The sequence below is a fragment of the Sphingomonas alpina genome (genome assembly GCF_014490665.1).
Taxonomy (GTDB): Bacteria; Pseudomonadota; Alphaproteobacteria; order Sphingomonadales; family Sphingomonadaceae; genus Sphingomonas; species Sphingomonas alpina.
Genome location: NZ_CP061038.1, coordinates 1,153,147 through 1,172,132, shown reverse-complemented (window position 1 = coordinate 1,172,132; position 18,986 = coordinate 1,153,147). Strand labels below are relative to the sequence as shown.

Annotated in this window: 19 protein-coding genes; 13 read left to right on the top strand and 6 right to left on the bottom strand. The window is 63.5% G+C overall.

What is annotated here, in order from left to right; all coding sequences use genetic code 11:
* Both H3Z74_RS05400 and H3Z74_RS05395 read left to right on the top strand, forming a co-directional pair.
* Positions 1 to 2,388: a serine hydrolase gene (locus H3Z74_RS05400; RefSeq protein ID WP_187762928.1), complete on the top strand. Its 2,388-nt coding sequence runs from the start codon at positions 1 to 3 to the stop codon at positions 2,386 to 2,388.
* Positions 2,389 to 2,466: 78 nt separating this feature from the next.
* Entirely contained in the window at positions 2,467 to 2,772 is a 306-nt protein-coding gene (locus H3Z74_RS05395) for a DUF6916 family protein (RefSeq protein WP_187762927.1), read from the top strand.
* Here H3Z74_RS05395 and H3Z74_RS05390 read toward each other — a convergent pair.
* The 6 genes from H3Z74_RS05390 to H3Z74_RS05365 form a co-directional block, all read right to left on the bottom strand.
* Positions 2,751 to 3,293, bottom strand: a complete 543-nt coding sequence (locus tag H3Z74_RS05390) for a GNAT family N-acetyltransferase (protein ID WP_187762926.1) — start codon at positions 3,291 to 3,293, stop codon at positions 2,751 to 2,753. The two genes, H3Z74_RS05395 and H3Z74_RS05390, sit on opposite strands and share 22 nt — an antisense overlap.
* Positions 3,294 to 3,312: 19 nt before the next feature.
* Positions 3,313 to 3,852: a phage tail protein gene (locus H3Z74_RS05385; protein ID WP_187762925.1), complete on the bottom strand. Its 540-nt coding sequence runs from the start codon at positions 3,850 to 3,852 to the stop codon at positions 3,313 to 3,315.
* 16 nt (positions 3,853 to 3,868) lie between these two features.
* On the bottom strand, positions 3,869 to 4,408 hold the full coding sequence (locus tag H3Z74_RS05380; protein WP_187762924.1) for a phage tail protein: 540 nt from the start codon (positions 4,406 to 4,408) through the stop codon (positions 3,869 to 3,871).
* A gap of 33 nt (positions 4,409 to 4,441) precedes the next feature.
* Positions 4,442 to 4,951 carry a phage tail protein gene (locus tag H3Z74_RS05375; protein WP_187762923.1) on the bottom strand — a complete coding sequence of 170 codons (510 nt, stop codon included), beginning with the start codon at positions 4,949 to 4,951 and terminating at the stop codon, positions 4,442 to 4,444.
* 578 nt (positions 4,952 to 5,529) lie between these two features.
* Positions 5,530 to 7,440 (bottom strand): asparagine synthase-related protein, encoded by a 1,911-nt coding sequence (locus H3Z74_RS05370; RefSeq protein ID WP_187762922.1) that lies wholly within the window; start codon positions 7,438 to 7,440, stop codon positions 5,530 to 5,532.
* Positions 7,437 to 8,666 (bottom strand): sulfotransferase, encoded by a 1,230-nt coding sequence (locus H3Z74_RS05365; RefSeq protein WP_187762921.1) that lies wholly within the window; start codon positions 8,664 to 8,666, stop codon positions 7,437 to 7,439. The genes H3Z74_RS05370 and H3Z74_RS05365 overlap by 4 nt, the downstream gene beginning before the upstream one ends.
* Positions 8,667 to 8,758: 92 nt before the next feature.
* Here H3Z74_RS05365 and H3Z74_RS05360 point away from each other — a divergent pair, with 92 nt between their 5' ends.
* The 11 genes from H3Z74_RS05360 (at position 8,759) to H3Z74_RS05310 (ending at position 18,920) form a co-directional block, all read left to right on the top strand.
* Entirely contained in the window at positions 8,759 to 9,358 is a 600-nt protein-coding gene (locus H3Z74_RS05360) for an aspartyl/asparaginyl beta-hydroxylase domain-containing protein (RefSeq protein ID WP_187762920.1), read from the top strand.
* Between the two features lie 150 nt (positions 9,359 to 9,508).
* Positions 9,509 to 9,808 carry a TrbC/VirB2 family protein gene (locus H3Z74_RS05355; protein ID WP_412034839.1) on the top strand — a complete coding sequence of 100 codons (300 nt, stop codon included), beginning with the start codon at positions 9,509 to 9,511 and terminating at the stop codon, positions 9,806 to 9,808.
* Between the two features lie 3 nt (positions 9,809 to 9,811).
* Positions 9,812 to 10,096 carry a VirB3 family type IV secretion system protein gene (locus H3Z74_RS05350; protein ID WP_187762918.1) on the top strand — a complete coding sequence of 95 codons (285 nt, stop codon included), beginning with the start codon at positions 9,812 to 9,814 and terminating at the stop codon, positions 10,094 to 10,096.
* Positions 10,075 to 12,447, top strand: a complete 2,373-nt coding sequence (locus H3Z74_RS05345) for a VirB4 family type IV secretion/conjugal transfer ATPase (RefSeq protein WP_187762917.1) — start codon at positions 10,075 to 10,077, stop codon at positions 12,445 to 12,447. The genes H3Z74_RS05350 and H3Z74_RS05345 overlap by 22 nt, the downstream gene beginning before the upstream one ends.
* Positions 12,447 to 13,718, top strand: a complete 1,272-nt coding sequence (locus H3Z74_RS05340) for a type IV secretion system protein (protein ID WP_187762916.1) — start codon at positions 12,447 to 12,449, stop codon at positions 13,716 to 13,718. The genes H3Z74_RS05345 and H3Z74_RS05340 overlap by 1 nt, the downstream gene beginning before the upstream one ends.
* Complete coding sequence (locus H3Z74_RS05335) at positions 13,715 to 14,542, top strand: VirB8 family type IV secretion system protein (protein ID WP_187762915.1); 828 nt, start codon at positions 13,715 to 13,717, stop codon at positions 14,540 to 14,542. The genes H3Z74_RS05340 and H3Z74_RS05335 overlap by 4 nt, the downstream gene beginning before the upstream one ends.
* Positions 14,539 to 15,222: a TrbG/VirB9 family P-type conjugative transfer protein gene (locus H3Z74_RS05330; protein ID WP_187762914.1), complete on the top strand. Its 684-nt coding sequence runs from the start codon at positions 14,539 to 14,541 to the stop codon at positions 15,220 to 15,222. The genes H3Z74_RS05335 and H3Z74_RS05330 overlap by 4 nt, the downstream gene beginning before the upstream one ends.
* Positions 15,222 to 16,313 (top strand): TrbI/VirB10 family protein, encoded by a 1,092-nt coding sequence (locus H3Z74_RS05325; RefSeq protein ID WP_229726909.1) that lies wholly within the window; start codon positions 15,222 to 15,224, stop codon positions 16,311 to 16,313. Before H3Z74_RS05330 ends, H3Z74_RS05325 begins: the two co-directional genes overlap by 1 nt.
* Entirely contained in the window at positions 16,310 to 17,305 is a 996-nt protein-coding gene (gene virB11 / locus H3Z74_RS05320) for a P-type DNA transfer ATPase VirB11 (RefSeq protein WP_187762913.1), read from the top strand. Before H3Z74_RS05325 ends, virB11 begins: the two co-directional genes overlap by 4 nt.
* Before the next feature lie 80 nt (positions 17,306 to 17,385).
* Entirely contained in the window at positions 17,386 to 17,880 is a 495-nt protein-coding gene (locus tag H3Z74_RS05315) for a dienelactone hydrolase family protein (protein WP_187762912.1), read from the top strand.
* A gap of 155 nt (positions 17,881 to 18,035) precedes the next feature.
* Positions 18,036 to 18,920, top strand: coding sequence for a LysR family transcriptional regulator (locus tag H3Z74_RS05310; RefSeq protein ID WP_187762911.1), 885 nt, complete (start codon positions 18,036 to 18,038; stop codon positions 18,918 to 18,920).
* The last annotated feature ends 66 nt before the right edge of the window (positions 18,921 to 18,986 follow it).

Here is an 18,986-nt window from a genome sequence, read left to right as displayed (position 1 = left end):
ATGATCCGACGCTTCCCGATCCTGCTTGCCGTGATGGTAGCCGGTGCCAATCCGGCGACGGCCCAATCCAATCCCGCCCTGCCCTCCGCCGCGCCCTCTTCCGCCGACGTCATCGCGGCGGTTGCCCGTAATATCGATGTGGCCGCGAGCGCCGAACGCACGGACAAGGCAATCCCCTCAATCACTGTTGCGCTGGTCGACAGGAGAGGAGTGATCTGGTCCGCGGCCTGGGGCACGGTCGATGCCGCCGACAGCCGGCCAGCCACCCCCGCAACACTTTATCGGGCAGGATCGGTCAGCAAATTGTTCACCGATGTCACGGTGATGAAGCTGGTCGAACAGGGCAAACTCGATCTCGACGCGCCGGTCACGCGGTATCTGCCGGAATTTTCGCCGCACAACCCCTTTGGGGTGGCGATCACGCTGCGGCAGTTGATGACCCATCGTAGCGGTCTGGTCCGCGAGCCGCCGCGCGGAAATTATTTCGACGCCACGCCCAAAGGACAGGCAGATACCGTCGCCAGTCTCAACACCACGACCCTGGTGGCGAAACCCGGCGCGATGACCAAATATTCCAACGCGGGTATCGCCGTGGTAGGCGAAGTGGTCGCGCGCGTTACCGGCATGCGCTTCGAAGAGGCAGTTCGAAACCTGGTGCTCGCGCCACTCGGCATGACCGCCAGCAGCTTCGTGCACGCCGACCTCAAGACCCCCATTGCCTATGCACAGATGGCGTCGTTCGACGGCGGTCGGTGGGCGGCCCCGGCGATCGATCTCGGGACGCCGGCGGCAGGCAATCTCTACACGAATGTCGGTGATCTCGGCCTGTTCGTTACAGCGATGCTGAATTCGGGCGCACTGCCCGGCGGCAAGGGCACGCTTCTCCAAAGCAGCAGCCTGGCCGAGATGTGGCGCGCGCAATATCCGGCCGTGCCCGATGCACGGAGCTTCGGCCTGGGCTTTGTGCTTGGCGAGCTCGACGGCCAGCGGACCATTGGTCATGGCGGGGCGGTATACGGCCATGCGACCGATGTTCGCTTGATGCCCGATGCCGGTATCGGGGTGATCGTTTTCAGCACGGTGGATGCCGGCCCGACCGCACAACGCATCGGCAGTTTTGCGCTGCGCAGCCTGCTCGCCGCGCGGGAGGGAAAGCCACTCCCGCAATGGGTGAAAACCCAGCGCATATCGGACACCGCGGCGGCGTCGAAATCGGGCCGCTTCGTGAATGGCGGCGACAGCGTCAATGTTCGCGTTTTCGATGGCGGCCTGGTGCTCGACGGCCCCGAAGTGGCCGCAGAAGTGCGGCAGGCCGGCAATCGCTATTATCTGGATGACGCGCAATATTTCAGCGACACGCTTGCGTTCGCGCCGGATGCAAGCTGGGTCGAGCTTGCGGGGCTGCGGTATGCACGTGCGGATTGGCCGCGGCCCGCGAAGCCAGACGCCGAGTTGGCGAGCCTGATCGGTGAATATGGCTGGGACTATAATGTGCTCCGCATCTATCAGCGCGACGGCAAGCCCTATGCCCGCATCGAGTGGACGGACTGGGCGCCGCTGCGGCGCCTGGAAGCCGATCGCTATGCCTTTCCGGAACGTGTCGGACTCTATCCGCTGGAATCCCTGCGCTTCGAACGGGACGCTTCCGGCAAGGTGACTGCCGCACTATTGGGCACGATCCGATTTCCGCGGCGTGACTTTGGCGCGGAAGCAGAGGCTGCGGTTCGCTCGGTCATGAATACGGGCATTGACGCCCTGCGAAGCAGCGCGCGGGCGGCCAGGCCGCCGGTCGAAACCAGTTCCGCCAAAGCATCTGACCTGATTGCGCTGACCCAGGTCGAGCCCGGGCTCCGTCTCGATATCCGCTACGCCGCCACCAATAATTTCATGGGTCAGAAAATCTATGAACGCGCTGGCGCGTTCATGCAGCGTCCCGCCGCGGAAGCGATCGGACGAATCCACAAGTCTCTAACGTCGCAAGGCTTCGGCCTGCTGATCCATGACGCGTATCGCCCCTGGTACGTCACCAAGATGTTCTGGGATGCCACGCCACCAGCCAACCGGGTCTTCGTCGCCGACCCAAGCCAGGGATCGCGCCACAATCGCGGCGCGGCCGTTGATTTGACCATGGTCGACCTTCGCACCGGCGCGCCGATCGTGACGACCGGGCGCTATGACGAATTCTCCAGCCGGTCCTATTCCAACTATGTCGGCGGAAGCGATGAGCAGAGATGGCTCCGCGAAGTGCTACGGACCGCGATGGAGCGCGACGGTTTCACCGTCTATTCCCAGGAATGGTGGCATTTCGATCGGGTCGGCTGGCGAGACTATCCGATCGGCAACCGATCGTTCCAGGACCTCGCCGCAGTGCCCGACAAGGCGAAATAGGCCATGCGGATACCTTGATTCTGCGCGATCAATCGCTCACGGCTTGTCCAGCGGAATCGGGTGGCAAGGGGGGAGTGGATGACCATGGCTGACGACATGCTCGTATGTGAAAATTTCGAGCGCCATATCGGAACGATATTTGTCCTGACCGACGAAGCGGGGCAAGTCGCCGACTTGGCATTGACCGAAGTCACCGCGTTGAGCGCCTCTTCCGGAGCCGAACGGCGCGCCCAGTTTTCGGTGTTGTTCAAATCGAGCGAAGCGACCATCCGGCCACAAGCCATCTATTCGCTCAGCCATGCCGAGATGGGCGATATGGCGCTATTCCTGGTGCCGGTCGCGCAGGATAAGTCAGGCGTCAGCTATGAGGCCTGCTTTGGCTGATCATCGGCCGATTGATACTTCCGCTCCATTTCGAGATAGACTTCCGTCTCGCTGATCTCGGTAAAACCGAGGCGGCGATAGAGCCTCAACGCGGGATTGAAGCGTTCGACGAAAATGCCGACCCCTCGACCTGAGGTTGCCGCCGTAGCGATCAGCGCCTCGATAATCGCTCGCCCCACGCCCCTGCCCCGCGCTTCGGGAATCAGCGCGATATCGACCATCGATATCTGAGTCTGGCGCGGCTCCAGATAGAGCCGGCCGACCGGCACACCATGCTGCTCGATCAGCGCGAAACGACAGTCCATCTGGGTCTTGTAGTGATGGCGCTGCGCGGTGAATTGCTGCGCCAGGAACAGGGATTTCTGTTCCGGGCTCCAGTCAACCTGCGCCAGTTCGCCCTCGCGAGTCGAGGCATAGAGGCGCATCGCGAACGGTACGTCCGCGTCGGTTTCAGGGCGCAACGAAAAACCCTGAACAACCAGCGTTGCCGGGAGTTCAAACGGAAACCCGGCGTCCGCCATCATCGATCCGTCACCGCGCCTAGTTACGCGCGGGGAAGATGCCCTGCAGCGCGATGCAGAAGTTCACCGTGAGAAAGGGCTGCAGATTGTTATGCGGCTGCCCACCCCCCTGTGGCAGAAGCGCCTCATTGGCCAGCGCCACCGCCGGCGTCGCCACCGACGAATAGGCGTTGCCCGGGTTCGAGATACCCAGTTGAGCGCCGCTGTTCGGGGTCGGCACGTTCTGGGCCGGGTTGGCCGGGGTGAGCGTCGCAGCGTTGAGCACATGGTCATGTGCGGGAATCTCGCTGATCAACAACGTGACATCGCGCACGCCGCTCTCTTCGCCAAGAACATAGTCGCTCAGGCCCGGCCCCTGCCCGGGGGCCATGGGTGCGCGGCCCTGAAGATTGGGCAGCGCAAAGGTCGTGGTGCCATTGCCGCCATAGGTCGTGCCGAGCAGCGAGAACAACGCGGTGTTCTGCGAAATCGGCAGAATCTGACCCGCGCAGAACGCCCAGCCTCTTGGCGGGAAGTTGAAACCGAAGATCCGAATCTCGGCTACAAATGGAGAAGACATCGTCCGAGGCTCCTGATTACTGCGAGGGGAAGACGCCGAACAGCGAAATGATGAACGATATGTTCAACGCCGGCATCCGGTTCTCATGTGCCTGGCTGCCACCGATCGGCGAGATGCTCGTCGCGGCCATTGGCGTCTGATTCATCGTGCTCGTCCCGGGCGTGACATAGAAGGAATATTGGGTTGCGGTTGGATTGACCGCCCCGGGCAATGCACCGGCGGGCGAAGGCAGTGTCGCAGCGGCAGTCGACGCGACCAGCGTATGGCTATGCGCCGGCAGTTGGCCGACGTTCAGCGTGACCTCTTCGCTGCCCGACTTTTCGCCGATGACGCGAGTCGTCAGACCCGGCCCCGTTCCCATGTGCACCGGCAATCGGCCACGCAAATCAGGCAGAGCGAAGGTGCTCTGGCCGTCGCCGCCATATGTGGTGCCGATCAGCTGAAACAGCACATCATTCTCGGAGATGGCGAGCAGGCGGCCATCGCAGAACGCCCAACCCAAGGGCTGGAAATTGCCCCCGAACATCCGAATTTCGCCGATAAAAGGTTGCGACATACAATTCTCCGTGCCGATTGGCCGAACGCTGAATCAGTTGCGCGAGGGGAAGATACCCGACAGCGCGATGACGAAGTTGATGACCAGATAGGGCTGCATATTGTTATGCCCCTGGCTCCCGCCGCGAATGCCGACCGATGCGGGCGCCAAGGGGATCGGGTTGGTGACCGGCGAGTAGAACTGCACATCGTTGCGCGAATCGGCGGCCAGCGTGCTGCCGTTCGCGGGACGCTTGTCGCCGACAGCCGAGGTGCCGTTCAACTGATGGTCGTGCTCCGGTATCTCGGTGATGAGCAGCGTATGATTTTCCTCGCCCAACCGCTCGCCCTGGGTAAAGCCATTGCCGAAGCTGTTCGGCGTTCGCCCCCGCAAGTCAGGAAGCGCGAATGTCGTGGTGCCATTACCGCCATAGGTCGTGCCGAGCAGTGAGAATAAAGCCTGATTCTGGGCAATCGACAGGAGCTGGCCATTGCACAATGCCCAGCTCCTTGGCGCGAAGCCGAAAGCGCACAGCTTAATTTCACCGACATAGGGGGTGCTCATGACAGCCTCTCAAGCTTCGATCGGGGAAAGAAGCCATCTGTCAGCCACCCGCCCCCAAGTGTTGAAATGTGTGGATGGATCGTTTTGCGACAGGACACAACAGCAATTTTTGGCATGCCAAGGCATGCTATGGCACAACAGGGTCTAACTCCATGAAAAGGCTCACCGAAGCGATCAACGCCCAAAAAATCGTCGTGCCAAAGGATAGCACCATTCCCCATTCAGTGCTGCGTCGCTTCTATTGCACGACGCCTCCTATTCTGTCATTCAACTCCCCTAGATAAAGGGGCGTTCGTACCTTTGGGGGCTTGTGGGAATTATGAAAACGACCAATTTCCCGACGATATCATCTGTCGAGATAACAACTTATGGCGAAACGACTTCCATAGGCGATGTACGTAAGCCATGGTCCAGCCCTGCGGTTATCCTGGCATCCGAGGCGCGGCTGACCAGCGCAAACGCCGTCAACCATGGCACGGATGGCACCTCCTCGCACGGGTATGTCTACGGCTCTTGATCCTCGGCGTAAACCGGCTTCCGCCTGTGGGGATTCGCCTGCCTTTATGATCAAACCTCGATCATCGATTAGCCTTATCGAACCAGGCGATGAACCGCGCTAGCGCGACCGTACGCATTGCGATCTGTAATGCCCGATGATCGGCCATTCGCTCTTCTTTCGGATCGACGATCATGGCAGCCAGTTTTTCGAAATCGACATAGCGTGACACACGCCCCGCGTGATCCAGAGTGCGCGCCTCCGCCAGGGCGGACGGTGCGCATTCGCACGCCATACGGAATGAGTCGGGATCTTCCGCGTCATTGCCCGGGCCGCTGATCAACAGCCGATGCGGCAGAATGTCGGCCAGTGCATGGCGCGCGAGGTAGCGTTCCAGCCCCTCGCGAAACTGTAGCCTTTCCGGAATCGCCAGACCGAATTCCACGATGCGGCGATCGTGATAAGGCCGACTGAAATCCAGCCCTTCGATGGCAGCAAGCGTAGATTGTACCGGCACCATTGCTGCAGCCTTGCGTAGGAGACTGAGCCATCGCTGATGCCAGCGGTCATGGACCGATCGCGCCATGCGCAAGCGCGACGGATCGATTACTCCCTGGGCAAACAACGACCCGGCAAATTCCGCATTTATCGGCCGCATGCGCCAGAACGGCTGCCCCCTACGCCGCAGCGACTGAATTGCCGCCGATAATTTGAGTGGCATCAGCGCCGGCATCACATCCTCGCGCCATATCCGCGGCCATGAACGGCCGGTTGCGCGTCGTCTCGCGCGCGCCTCGCTGACGAATGCCCCTAACCTGCAGCGAAGCAGCATTCGGCCAAGCATTGCACCCGCGCGAACATTGACCGTGTAGTCACCGCCCATGCCGTCCAGCACCAGCCTCGCGCCCGATTCCGCCGCGAGACGATACAAGCCGCGCCGCACATATGCTGTTCCTGCACTATCGTCGGTTGCAGAAAACGACCCTTCCAAATCACTGAAAATGGTGTCGTTGCCCCGCACATAGTAACTTATTTCGAGATAAGGATAAGGCCGGAATGCCTCGACGGCGGCGCGCGCATCGCGGACGGCCCGACGTTCGCCTGCTTCAAGCGCCGAGCAAACGGCAACGATCCGACGCCCTTGTGCCGCAACGATCGGCCCGGCAAGCGCGGCGATCCCACCGCTGTCGAATCCGCCGCTGAACAACAAGGCCGGCTGCCGTGCCAATCTTCTGACGCGGCAGGCCACTGCCTCGGTCAGGATCGCGCGATAGGTTTCGAGATAATAGGCATCGTCGCGGCCAAGGTGTTCTACTCCCGGATGCGGTTCCCAATAGCGGCGCGTTAGTACCGATCCATCGCTGTTCAACGACAATGTCATGCCCCCAGGCAACATCGCGACCCCCGCGTACAATGTCGCACCGGGCTCATGATCCACCGGGAACAGCAAACGTCGTCCGATCATCTTTTCCGACAACCGGCGGGGTACGCCTTCCACCGCCCACAGGGCTTTCACTTCGGTGGCGAATACGAAAAGACCCTCGCCATGATAATAATAGACGCCGCGTTGCCCCATATGATCGCGGCCGAGCAACAGGCGGCGTGTCCCCGAATCCCAGATCGCGAAGGTGAAATCCCCGAGCAGATGCTCAGCGCACGCATCCCCCCAGCGCCGGTATGCAGCAAGCAGAATCGCGCTGTCAGGCATATCGCATAACCTCGCATCGGCGATACCGAGTTCGTCCGCCAGTACTTCGCGATTGTCGAGCCGCATATCGGCAACCAGAGTCACACCGCCGTCGCGGATCGGCTGCGCCTCATACCAATCTTCGCGATTCACGCGCAGCAGGCAATGTCCCATGCCGACGCCGTCATGGACCGCGATATGACGGCCATCGGGACCGCGATGCGCCAGTGTATTGGCCATGCGCCCGATCTCGCGTTCCGACACCGGCGCGCCATCGGTTCGGATGACACCAAAGATCGCGCTCATCGAGAGCCTGAGGTCGCGCCTTGCGCGAGGCGCAGATCTTCAAGTCGGCGATAGGAATCGGCCAGATGCTCGACAGCAGCAGCGCGAACTGCCGGCGTCGCCGTTTGCTGCTTGCGCTCGGTATCGCGGCTGAATGCGTGCATCGGCGCCTTGGCATCTTTCGCGCCGGCCCTGCGCAAGGCCGCGCGAGCATCGTCATCGGGATCGATCCCGAAATGGGACAGGATTTGCGCTTCGACCGCATCCGGCAGCGCATCATAGTTGATCAGCAACCCACCACCGAGCGGCTGATGCTCGATCGCCGCTTCCGCAATGCTGCGCAGCACGCGCGCGGTATATTCCTCCACCGGCATATTCTGGCCATCGACGATCCCGAATGTGTTGATGGATGCCCCGGCGACGGTCTGAATCCCTCTCATGCGCATGTGCGACACCAGGATCTCCACCGGGTCGCGGTAGAGGAAGACCCATGGCGTGTCGGGAAAGGCGAGCCGCAACAGCGGCAATTCCAGCGTGTGCCAGCAATCGAGCTTGACGACATAATGCCGCGTTCCGCCGGTGCGGTCGCGCCCGAGCGCCCCGACCATCGCACGCAAGACGTCCAGGCGAATCTCGATCGGCACATCGGCGCGGATACGGGCCCACTGGATCACATCGTCCAGCGGTGACGGCTCTGACGCGACGATGGTGTCGTCCATCGCCGCCAGCATTTGCGCCACCAGAGTCGAACCACAACGCGACAGATGAAAGACGAACCCATCGGGCGTCGGCAAGCCCTTGGCCGGCGCTCCTTGTGCGAAATTGGACAGCGGCGTGCGATAGCGCATCAGCCGGTTGATCGGCAGGGGCCGAGCGCGGATCAGCGAGTCCATGAAGAACGGGTCGGTGAGGCGCCGGCCGGCAAAATGCACCCAGTCCACCACCATTTCCGGGCCGGCCGCAACCATCGCCGAGGGGAGCCATTGCGTGTCGGGCCAGGCGAGTCCGCGCGGCGGCGTTTCGTCGAACCGGCTCATGCCGGCCGGGTCGGGCTTCATCATATTGCGGACGTCCACAGCCGAAAGCGCAATGCCCTGTGCCGCAGCGACCTCGGCAACGGCAGTGGCAAAGACACTGTCGTCGTAAATCGAGGCCAAACGCTGCAACAGCGCGGCGTCGTTCATTGCGTGATCACGAAAACGGTCGAGCAGCGCCGCAACGTCGCGAATATCGGTACTGGCTGTCATGGATCGTGAACGCCGTCTTTCCAACCGCCCCCACGGCCGATAGTCTGACCGGATATCGGGGCGTCGACCCCGGTCAGGGGTGCTCGCCTATCATGCTCATTGTGCCGCAACAATCCGCACCAACCTATGCCGACCGACTGCGCTTGCCGCTGTCGTTCGACCCAGTGCGGCTGCGCGAAGATCTCGAGCGGCTCGAACGCGACGCCTGGACCCAGCACTATGTGCCGCAAAATTACGAGGGCGACTGGAGCGTATTGCCGCTGCGCTTCGCCAAGGGCGCGACACATCCGATCAAGATGATCTATGCCGATCCGACCGCGACGGAATTCGTCGACGGACCCAATCTCGCCGCGTCTCCCTATCTGACAGAGGTATTGGCGGCGTTCGATTGCCCGATGGAAGCGGCACGGCTGATGCGGCTGACCCCCGGATCGGTGATCAAGGAACATGCCGATCATGACCTTGCCGCCGACTGGGGCAAGGCACGGATCCATATCCCGATCACCACCAACCCCGGCGTCGAATTCATGCTTAACGACATGCATGTCGCGATGCTTCCGGGCAGCACCTGGTATCTGCGGCTGTCCGATCGGCACCGTGTCGCCAATCGCGGCACCGAGGACCGGGTCCATCTCGTTATCGACTGCAAGATGAACGACTGGCTCGAACGGATGCTGCGCGCCGCCGCCTGAGCGCCTGCTTGTACCGGGCCGGCGGCACGGCTACGCAAATGCCCAACGGGGATTGGCAAGCGGCAGGCAAACGCGCAATGTCCGGATCGATTCTGGTGACGAATGACCGGGTGGGGTAATCGCGTGAAGTTTCAACGTACAACGGCGTCAATCTGGCTGGCGGGCATCGCCGCTGCGGTTCAATCGAGCGCCGCCATAGCGCAGGATTCGCTCACCGATCCGGCCGGCTCCGGCGTGCTGGTCTCGGCGGTGCAGTGGATGCAGGGGACGCTGCTCGGCACCGTCGCAACCGTCGTTGCGGTAATCGCGGTCGCCGTGGTCGGTTTCATGATGCTGACCGGGCGGATCAACTGGCGCTACGGTGCGACGGTGATTCTCGGCTGTTTCATCCTGTTCGGCGCGGCAAGCATCGTCGCGGGCATTCAATCCACCGCCAGCCTCGGAAACTGAGCGGTGAACGGGCTGGAACGCGATACGGTGTTCGTCGCCCTCACCCGACCGCAGATGTTCGCGGGCGTCACCTATAGCTATTTCGTGGTCAACGCGGTCGTCGCGACCGAATTGTTCCTGATCTTCCATTCGATCTGGGTGCTTGCGGTGGCGCTCGTCGTGCATGTCGCGGGTGTGTTGTTGTGCCTGCGCGAACCACGCATCTTCGACCTCTGGCTGACCCGCGTGTCGCGCTGCCCGCGCGTCCGCAACCATGCGATCTGGCGATGCAACTCCTACCGCCCCTGAGCCAGAATCCGAAGGCGGCAGCGCGAGAGAAACCGGCCGGCCATCACCTCCCCTATGCGCGGCATGTCGACGATCACACGATCGCGACGCGCGACGGGATGCTGATGCAGGTGATCCATCTGCGTGGCCTGTTGTTCGAGACCGCCGACACCGAAGAGATCAATTATCGCAAGACGCTGCGCGATGCGATGCTGCAGGCGATCGGGTCGTCGCGCTTCGCGCTCAACCATCATGTCGTGCGGCGGCGCGTCGAAACCGACCTGAGCGCGGAGTTTCCGGACCCTTTTTCCGAGCAGCTCGACGCCGCATGGCGCGCCCGGCTGTCGGCCAAGCAACTCTATGTCAACGAATTGTTCCTGACGCTGATCCGGCGGCCGCTGCAGGGCCGGGTCGGGATCGCCGACCGGTTGCGTGGGCTGCTCGGACGGACAGTCACTTCGGCCGACGATGAATCGATCCATGAAGTGCGCCAGCTGGATGCCGCACGCGACGCTCTGCTCGCGCAACTCGGCAGCTATGCCCCGCGCTTGCTCGGCGTCTATGATACCGCGCAAGGCCCCTGCTCCGAACCGCTCGAATTCCTCTCCTCGCTCTACAATGGCGAGACGCGGCCAGTGCTGCTGCCGATGCAGGATGCCGGCGATTATCTGCCCTATCGCCGCATCAGCTTCGGGCAGGACACGATCGAGCTGGCTCCGGCCGGCGCCACGCCGCGCAGCTTTGTCGGCATGGTGTCGATCAAGGATTACCCCGGCCAGACCGCGCCCGGCATGCTCGACGAATTACTGCGCCTGCCGTTCGAGCTGACCGTGTCGCAGTCCTTCGGCTTCGTCGATCGCCAGGCGGCGCTCGGCAAGATGAACCTGGCGATACGGCGGATGAAATCAGCCGAGGACGAAGCGGTCAGCCTGCGCGCTGAACTGTCCAGCGCGAAGGACGAGGTCGCCGCCGGCCGCGCCGGCTATGGCGAACATCATATGACAGTCGCAGTGCGCGGCAGCACACCGGCCGAGGTGGATAATGGCGTTGCCGAGGTACAGGCCTCGCTGGCCGATCTCGGCATCATCGCAGTGCGCGAAGAGATTGCGCTCGAGCCCGCTTTCTGGGCGCAATTTCCCGGTAACTTCAAATATATCGCGCGGCGTGGCATGGTCTCGACCGGCAATTTCGCCGGGCTGGCGAGCAGCCACAATTTCCCGCTCGGCCGCGCACAGGGCAATCACTGGGGCGATGCGGTGACATTGCTCGAAACCACTGCCGCCGGCCCCTATCACTTCAATTTCCACCAGGGCGATCTGGGCAATTTTACCGTCATCGGGCCATCGGGCTCGGGCAAGACCGTAGTGCTCAACTTCCTGCTCGCCCAGGCGCGGAAATTCCGCCCGCGGATCATCTTTTTCGACAAGGATCGCGGCGCGGAGCTGTTCATCCGCGCGATCGGCGGGCGTTATGACCTGCTGCGCCCCGGCACCGCGTCGGGACTCAATCCGCTGCAGATCGACGACAATCCGGGCAACCGGCAATTCCTGATCGACTGGGTGGCGATGCTGGTCGGCGGCGCGGACATCGACGATGTCGCCAAGATCAAGGATGCGATCGACGCCAATTTCGCGCAGCCGATCGAACATCGCCGGCTGCGCCATCTCGCCGAACTGTTCCGCGGCGGGCATCGCCCGCATGCCGCGGATCTATGGGCGCGGCTACGGCCCTGGTGGGGTGACGGCGAACGCGCCTGGCTGTTCGACAATGAGCGCGACCTGACCGATTTGTCGGCGGAAGCGGTCGGTTTCGATATGACCGCGATCCTCGACGATCCGACGGTACGCACCCCGGCGATGATGTATCTGTTCCACCGCGTCGAGGAGCGGCTCGACGGCACAGCGGCGATCATCGTCGTCGACGAAGGGTGGAAGGCGCTCGACGACGAGGTCTTCGTGCGCCGCATCAAGGATTGGGAAAAGACCATCCGCAAGCGCAACGGCATTGTCGGTTTTGCCACGCAAAGCGCGCAGGACGCGCTGGAGAGCAAAATCGCCAGCGCGATCATCGAGCAGGCCGCCACGCAAATCTTCATGACCAACCCGAAGGCGCGGGCGGCGGATTATATCGAGGGCTTCGGCCTGACGCCGCACGAATATGAGCTGGTCCGCTCGCTGCCCGACGATGCGCATTGCTTCCTGGTCAAGCATGGTACCGACAGCGTCGTCGCACGGCTCAACCTGACCGGCGAGCGCGACTTGCTGACCATTTTGTCGGGCCGCGAGCGGACTGTCCGGCTGCTCGATGAGATTCGCGAAGCGAGCGGCGATGATCCGGTCGACTGGATCCCGAAATTGCTCGAGCGCGCCTGATGACCTGCCCGTCAATCTATTCCGGCGGCGCATTCCTTTCGGGCGTGCTCAACTATGTTGACTGCCAGGCGCAGGCGGTTGGCCAGAGCGGCTATCAGGCGCTGGCGACACCCGGTTCGGGTGTTTCACTGTTGCTCACCGGCGTGCTGACGATCTTCATCGCGATGTTCGGCTATCGCATGATCCTGGGACAGACGCCCGATGCGCGCGACGGGGTGACCGCAGTGGTCAAGATCGGCATCGTGCTGGTCCTGGCGACCAGCTGGCCGGCTTTTCGTATCTTGGCTTATGACGTCGCGATGCACGGCCCGGCGCAGCTGGCCGCCAATATCGGCCAGCCCGCCGGCCTGCCCGGATCCGACGGCGGGCTGGTCAGCCGGCTGCAGGGCGTCGACAATAACATCGCCGCGCTAATCGCAATGGGCACGGGCAAGCCGGACGACGCGGACGTCATTGCCGGCCCGACCCAGACACTGACCCCGCAGCAGCAGCAGCAGGAGCAGCAACGCCTGCAGCGTAGCCTGCAGCGCCCGCGCTGGGACCCGGCCAAGGACAATGACCGGCTGAACCAGGCGCGCACGCTCTATCTGACCGGCGCGATCGCCGCCTTCGCCTCAGTGCGCCTGGTTGCCGGCCTGTTGCTCGCTTTGGGGCCGTTGTTCGCCTTGTTCCTGCTGTTCGACGCAACGCGCGGCCTGTTCGAGGGCTGGGTGCGTACGCTCGCCGGCGCGACGCTCGGGGCGCTATCAACGGCGATCATCCTGGGTATCGAGTTGGCGCTGATCGAGCCATGGCTGGCCAATGTCCTGGCGCAGCGCAATTTCGATATCTCGACCCCCGCCGCGCCGGTCGAGTTACTGGTGATGACATTGGTGTTCGGGCTGACATTGCTGGCCGCGCTGATCGCGGTGGCGCGTGTGGCGCACGGATTCCGTATTCCCAATAGCTGGCGCCTGACGCCCGCCCGACTGGCCGATGCGATGGGCGGGCTGGATGGCGGCCGTGCGTCGGTGGCGCCGGCCGGCCGGTCGACTCCCGCCGACGAGCCCCGTTCGCGCGCGATCGCGATCGCCGACGCGGTCGCCGCGAGCCAGCGGCGCGAGAGTGCCGGATCGCCGCCGCCGGTGACGCAGATCGGGGCACGAATGAGCAGCCAGACGGTGTCGCGCGACATTCCGGTGGCGGGGGCGACCCCGCTCGGTCAAAGCTATCGCCGCCGCACCAAGGGACGCGTATCGGCGGGGGCCGCGCGGCGGGACGGGAACAAATGAACAAGACCACCAAGATACCGCGCGAAGGCTATTACAAGGCCGCGGAAAGCTGGGCCAACGACCAGCAGGAAGCCTTGCGCGCCTCGCGCAAGGTGGCCTGGATCGTCGCCTCCGTCGCCGCCGCGGTCGCGCTGGTCGAGGGGGTCGCATTGATCGTGCTGATGCCGCTCAAGACGGTCGTTCCCTATACCCTGCTGGTCGATCGCAGCACCGGTTTTGTCGAGACGTTGAAGCCGCTCGATGCAGCGACGATTGCGCCGGACAAGGCGCTGACTCAGTCCTTCCTGGTGCAATATGTCATCGCCCGCGAAAGCTTCGACATCGACGCACTGCAGTCCAATTACCGCAAGGCATCGCTCTGGTCCGCCGATCCGGCACGGTCGGAATATGTCTCGAGCGTGCAAGTCGCCAATCCAGACAGCCCGCTGGCGCGCCTGCCGCGTTCGACGGTCATCTCGACCCGGGTGAAGAGCATCTCGCCGCTGGGCGGCAATTCGGCGCTGGTCCGGTTCGAAACGCAACGCCGCGACGCCGGCCGCCAGCCATCGCCACCTCAGGCATGGGTCTCGGTCATCCGCTACCGCTTCTCCGGCGAACCGATGCAGCGCGAGGATCGCTTCGTGAATCCGCTCGGTTTCCAGGTGCTGCGTTATCGCCGCGATGCGGAGTCGTTGCCCGTGCCCGATCCGACGATACCGGTTGCCGGTGACGATCCACAAGACATGGTACCGGCGGCGAATGCGGCGCAAGGCTATACCCCAATGCCCGTGCCGCAAGCCGTTCAGCGCAATGGTCGCCCACAAGGCATCGAGATCGTCCCTTGAGGCTGGCCCTGCTCCTCTCCCTGCTCGCCGTACCGGTCGCTGCGCACGCGCAAATCCGCCCCGCGCCCGGGCCGGGAGATCCGCGCATCCAGACGGTCGCCTATGATGCCGCCCAGGTCGTCTCGCTGCAGGTCGCCAGCGGCTATCAGCTGACTGTCGAATTCGGCGCCGGCGAGCGGATCGAAAATGTCGCGATTGGTGACAGCAATGCGTGGCAGGTCACGCCCAACAAGCGTGGCGACCATCTGTTCATCAAGGCGCAGCAGAATGGCGTGTCGACCAACATGACGGTGGTGACCGACGCGCGCAGCTATAATTTCGAATTGACGCCGCTCTATGGGCCGCTGCCCGACATGGCCTTCACCGTGCGCTTCACCTACCCGGCGCCCGCCGTCGCAACGGTCGTCAAACCGGTGATCGAGCCGGGCCGTTACAAGCTGAGCGGCGCACGCGATATCTGGCCGGCCACCATCGATGATGATGGCGAAAAGACTTTCATCACCTGGCCCGCGGATCGCGCCTTGCCCGCAGTCTTCGCGATCGATTCCAGAAAGAACGAGACATTGCTCGACGGCGCGATGCGCGACGGCGAATATGTCATCGACAGCGTGCAGCAGATACTGGTTTTCCGGTTCGACAAGAAGATCGCCCGCGCCGTGCGAATCAAGGCGAAGAAGTGATGGCAAGCAGGACTTCGGGGGGCGATCCTCGCATCGCCGGTGGTCATGAGGCCGATGTGCGGCCAATCGTTGCCATGCCATCGTCCGGCCTGCCTTTATGGGTGATCGTCGCCGGCATCGTGATCGTCGGGATTTTACTGTTCACGATCCTCGATGGCCGCCGCCGCTCGCTCTCCGCGCCCGCGACCAAGGCGCGTGCATCAGATATGTCGGGCGGCGCCGCGATGCAGCCCGCGCCGCTCTATGTCCCGCCCGCCCCAGCGCCGGTGATGATCCAGCCGCTCGTGGCGCCGACACCGCCACCTGCCCGCATTACGCCGGCACAACCGCGCATCGTCTATGTGCCCCAGCCTGGTCCGCCGATGCAGCAGCAAATGCCGATGCCGCCGACACCGCCGGTTGCGCGCAACGCAGCGGATCCGGTCCTGATCGTCGACCTCGGCACTGCCGAACCTGCAGCACCCCCCGCTGACGCCGCCGCCAGCGCGAGCGCAATCGCCGGCGCGGGTGTCCGCGCCGGATATATGCGCAACCGCGCGACCACCGTGCCGCAGGGCGCACTGATCCCGGCGGTACTCGAAACCGCACTCAATTCGACTCGCCCGGGACTCGCACGCGCGCTGGTGCAGACCGATGTGCGTGGCTTTGACGGCAGCAAGATCCTGATCCAGCGCGGCAGCCGCCTGATCGGTGAATACAAGGCAGACCTGCAACCCGGGCAGAATCGCGCACTGGTCATGTGGACCCGGCTGGTGCGGCCCGATGGGGTGACGATCGCGCTCAATTCGCCGGCCGCCGATCCGCTTGGCCAGGTCGGCATCAAGGGCAAGGTCAACAGCCATTTCCTGGCGCGTTTTGGTGCCGCGATTCTGCAATCGGCGCTCGATGTCGGCGTCAATGTCGCGTCGCGATCTATCGGCGGCCGGAATTCCGCCGTCGTCGTTGCCCTGCCCGGCGCGCTGCAGAACAGTACCGCGCCGCTGACCAACACCGCACAGATCCAGCCGACCCTGACCGTCAAACAGGGCACCGCGATCGGCGTGTTCGTTGCGCGCGACCTGGACTTCACGGGTGTCGAGGGCCGGCGGTGAGTGCAGCCGCCGCCAGTGATCGGCCGCTCTATCTGCACAGCTATCTCGCACCGCTCGCCGACCATCTGAATCGTCCCGACATCACCGACATCTATGTCAATCGCCCGGGCGAAGTCTGGATCGAGAGTATTACCGGGGCGATCGAACGCCATGAAGCGCCCGGTCTGGACGAAGCGACGCTGGCACGACTGGCACGCCAGATCGCGGCCCTGTCCAACCAGGGGATCAGCCGCGAGCATCCCTTGCTTTCCGCCTCCCTGCCCGATGGCGCACGCGTGCAGATCGTCATCCCGCCGGCGACCCGATCTGGTATGGCACTGGCGATCCGCAAGCATGTCTCGCCCGACCTCACGCTTGACGATTATGTCGCGACCGGCGCGTTCGCAGACACAAAGCGTGGCGACCTGTCGGCACGCAGCGAGATCGACGAGAAGCTGGCCGAGCTGCTCGACGCACGCGACATCGCCGCGATGCTGTCGCTGGCGGTGCGGGCGCGCAAGAACATCCTGGTGTCGGGCGGCACCTCGACCGGCAAGACCACCTTCCTCAACGCGCTGCTGCGCGAGATACCGGCCGAGGAACGGCTGATCCTGATCGAGGATACGCCCGAGCTCAATCTGCGCCACACCAATGCGGTCGGCTTACTCGCGGCGCGCGGCGCGCTCGGCGAGGCACGGGTGACCGCCGACGATCTGCTCGCGGCATCGCTGCGCATGCGTCCCGACCGGATCATCGTCGGCGAGCTGCGCGGCAATGAGGCCTATACCTTTCTGCGTGCGGTCAATACCGGTCATCCCGGTTCGATGACCACAGTGCATGCCGACAGCACCGAGCGTGCGATCGAGCAGATCACTCTGCTGGTGCTGCAGACCGGCACGCAGCTGGGCCGGGAGGATGTACACCATTATGTGCGCAGCACGGTCGACGTCTTCGTACAGCTCGCGCGTACGGGCGGTCGCCGCCACATCGCCGAGGTCATGCTGGCTCGCTAGGGTCCATAGATATAGTTGTAACCCTATCGATCTGTCGTTACGCTGGCGGTTCAGCTATTGCGATGACATTGGGGGCAAGCATGTCGAACGAAACTGATCTGGTTGTATCGTCGGTGGAAAAGCTCGCAGCAAAGCCGGTCGATCGTCGCAAGGTTGTCGCAGGCATTGCCGCCGCGCCGATTGCGACCTCCGGCATTGGCGGCATCGCCGCGCCGGCAATGGCCGCAACGATCGCCCCCTCGGATGAGCGCATCAACACGTTCAAGGGGCGTTATGCGCTCGGCAGCGGCAAGATCATCGACGGCTATTTCGCGCAACCGCGCGGCAAGACCAATCTCAACGTCGTATTGGTCATGCCCAAGGGCGATACGCTCGATGCCGAGACCGAGAATGAGGTCCGCCGCCATGCGCTTGCCGGCTATCTCGCTATTGCCCCCGATCTTCGGGCGACCAGCGGCGCACTGTCGCTGGCAGGCCGCAATGCGATGATCGCCGACATGATGACGGCGCTGCCCGGCCTGAAGAAGATGGCGCACGGCAATGGCCATCTCCGCGTTGTTGGTGCTGAAGGCTAAGGGCTCTTTCGCTCGCATCGATAGGGTGATCGCGACTCCTCTCGCTCCTTCCGGGGAGCGGGCTGGATGATGCTGCGGCAGAGCGCACGAAAGCAGGGCGTTTCCCTCTTCCGCAAACCATTCTAGGCTGCCGGCATGCCGAAGGCCCGTTACCCATGAACCTGCGCCATATCGAGATCTTCCACGCCGTTTACGTCAACGGCTCGGTCAGCGCCGCCGCGCGCGCACTCAACGTCTCGCAGCCGTCGGTGTCCAAGATGCTGCGCCACGCCGAGTCGCTGCTCGGCTTTCAGCTGTTCCAGCGCACCAATGGCGGCCTGGTCGCGACCGAAGACGCGCATGCACTCTTCAGCGAAGTCAGCGAGATCCAGGACCGGGTCTATGCGCTGCGCGAAGCAGGCAGGAACCTGAAGCGCGGCGCGACCGGCATGCTGCGCATTTCCGCGCTACCCTCGCTCGCGCTGGACGCGCTACCCACCGCCGTCTCGCGCTTTCTGCGCAGCCATGAGAATGTGCGCTTCGACCTGCAGACGGTCCATCACGACGATCTGCTGCGCAAGCTCTATGAACGCGAGACCGACATCGCGCTCGCGTTCGAGGTGCCGCCGGCGACGCCGATCAGCCACCGCTGGCTTGGCGAAGGCGAGCTTGTCGTGCTGTACCGCGAACAGGACATGCCCGATGCGCCGCCCCGGCTGGAACTCGAGGCGCTGCGCGGCCGACGCTTCATCAGCCTGGCGGGCAGCGGTCCAATCGGCCATCTCTTCGCCCAGGAATTGCAACGCCTCGATCTCGAACTCGACGAGGTCGTGTCCGCACGCACATTCTACATCGCCGCCGCGCTGGTCCGGCAGGGCGTCGGCATGACGGTGGTCGACAGCTTCACGGCCCAGGCGTCGCTTGCTCCCGGCCTGTCGATCCGGCCGCTCAAGCCGCAACTGACCTTCGACGTGCACGCCATGTTCCTGATCAACCGGCCGCCGACAGCACTCGCCACCGATTTCCTCAACATGCTCGCGCGCGTGATCGACACGCCATGACGTGCCATAACGCCAGGCTATAGCCAGCCTTTCACTCACTATGCCGGAGACGCGCGGGGCGAGGAT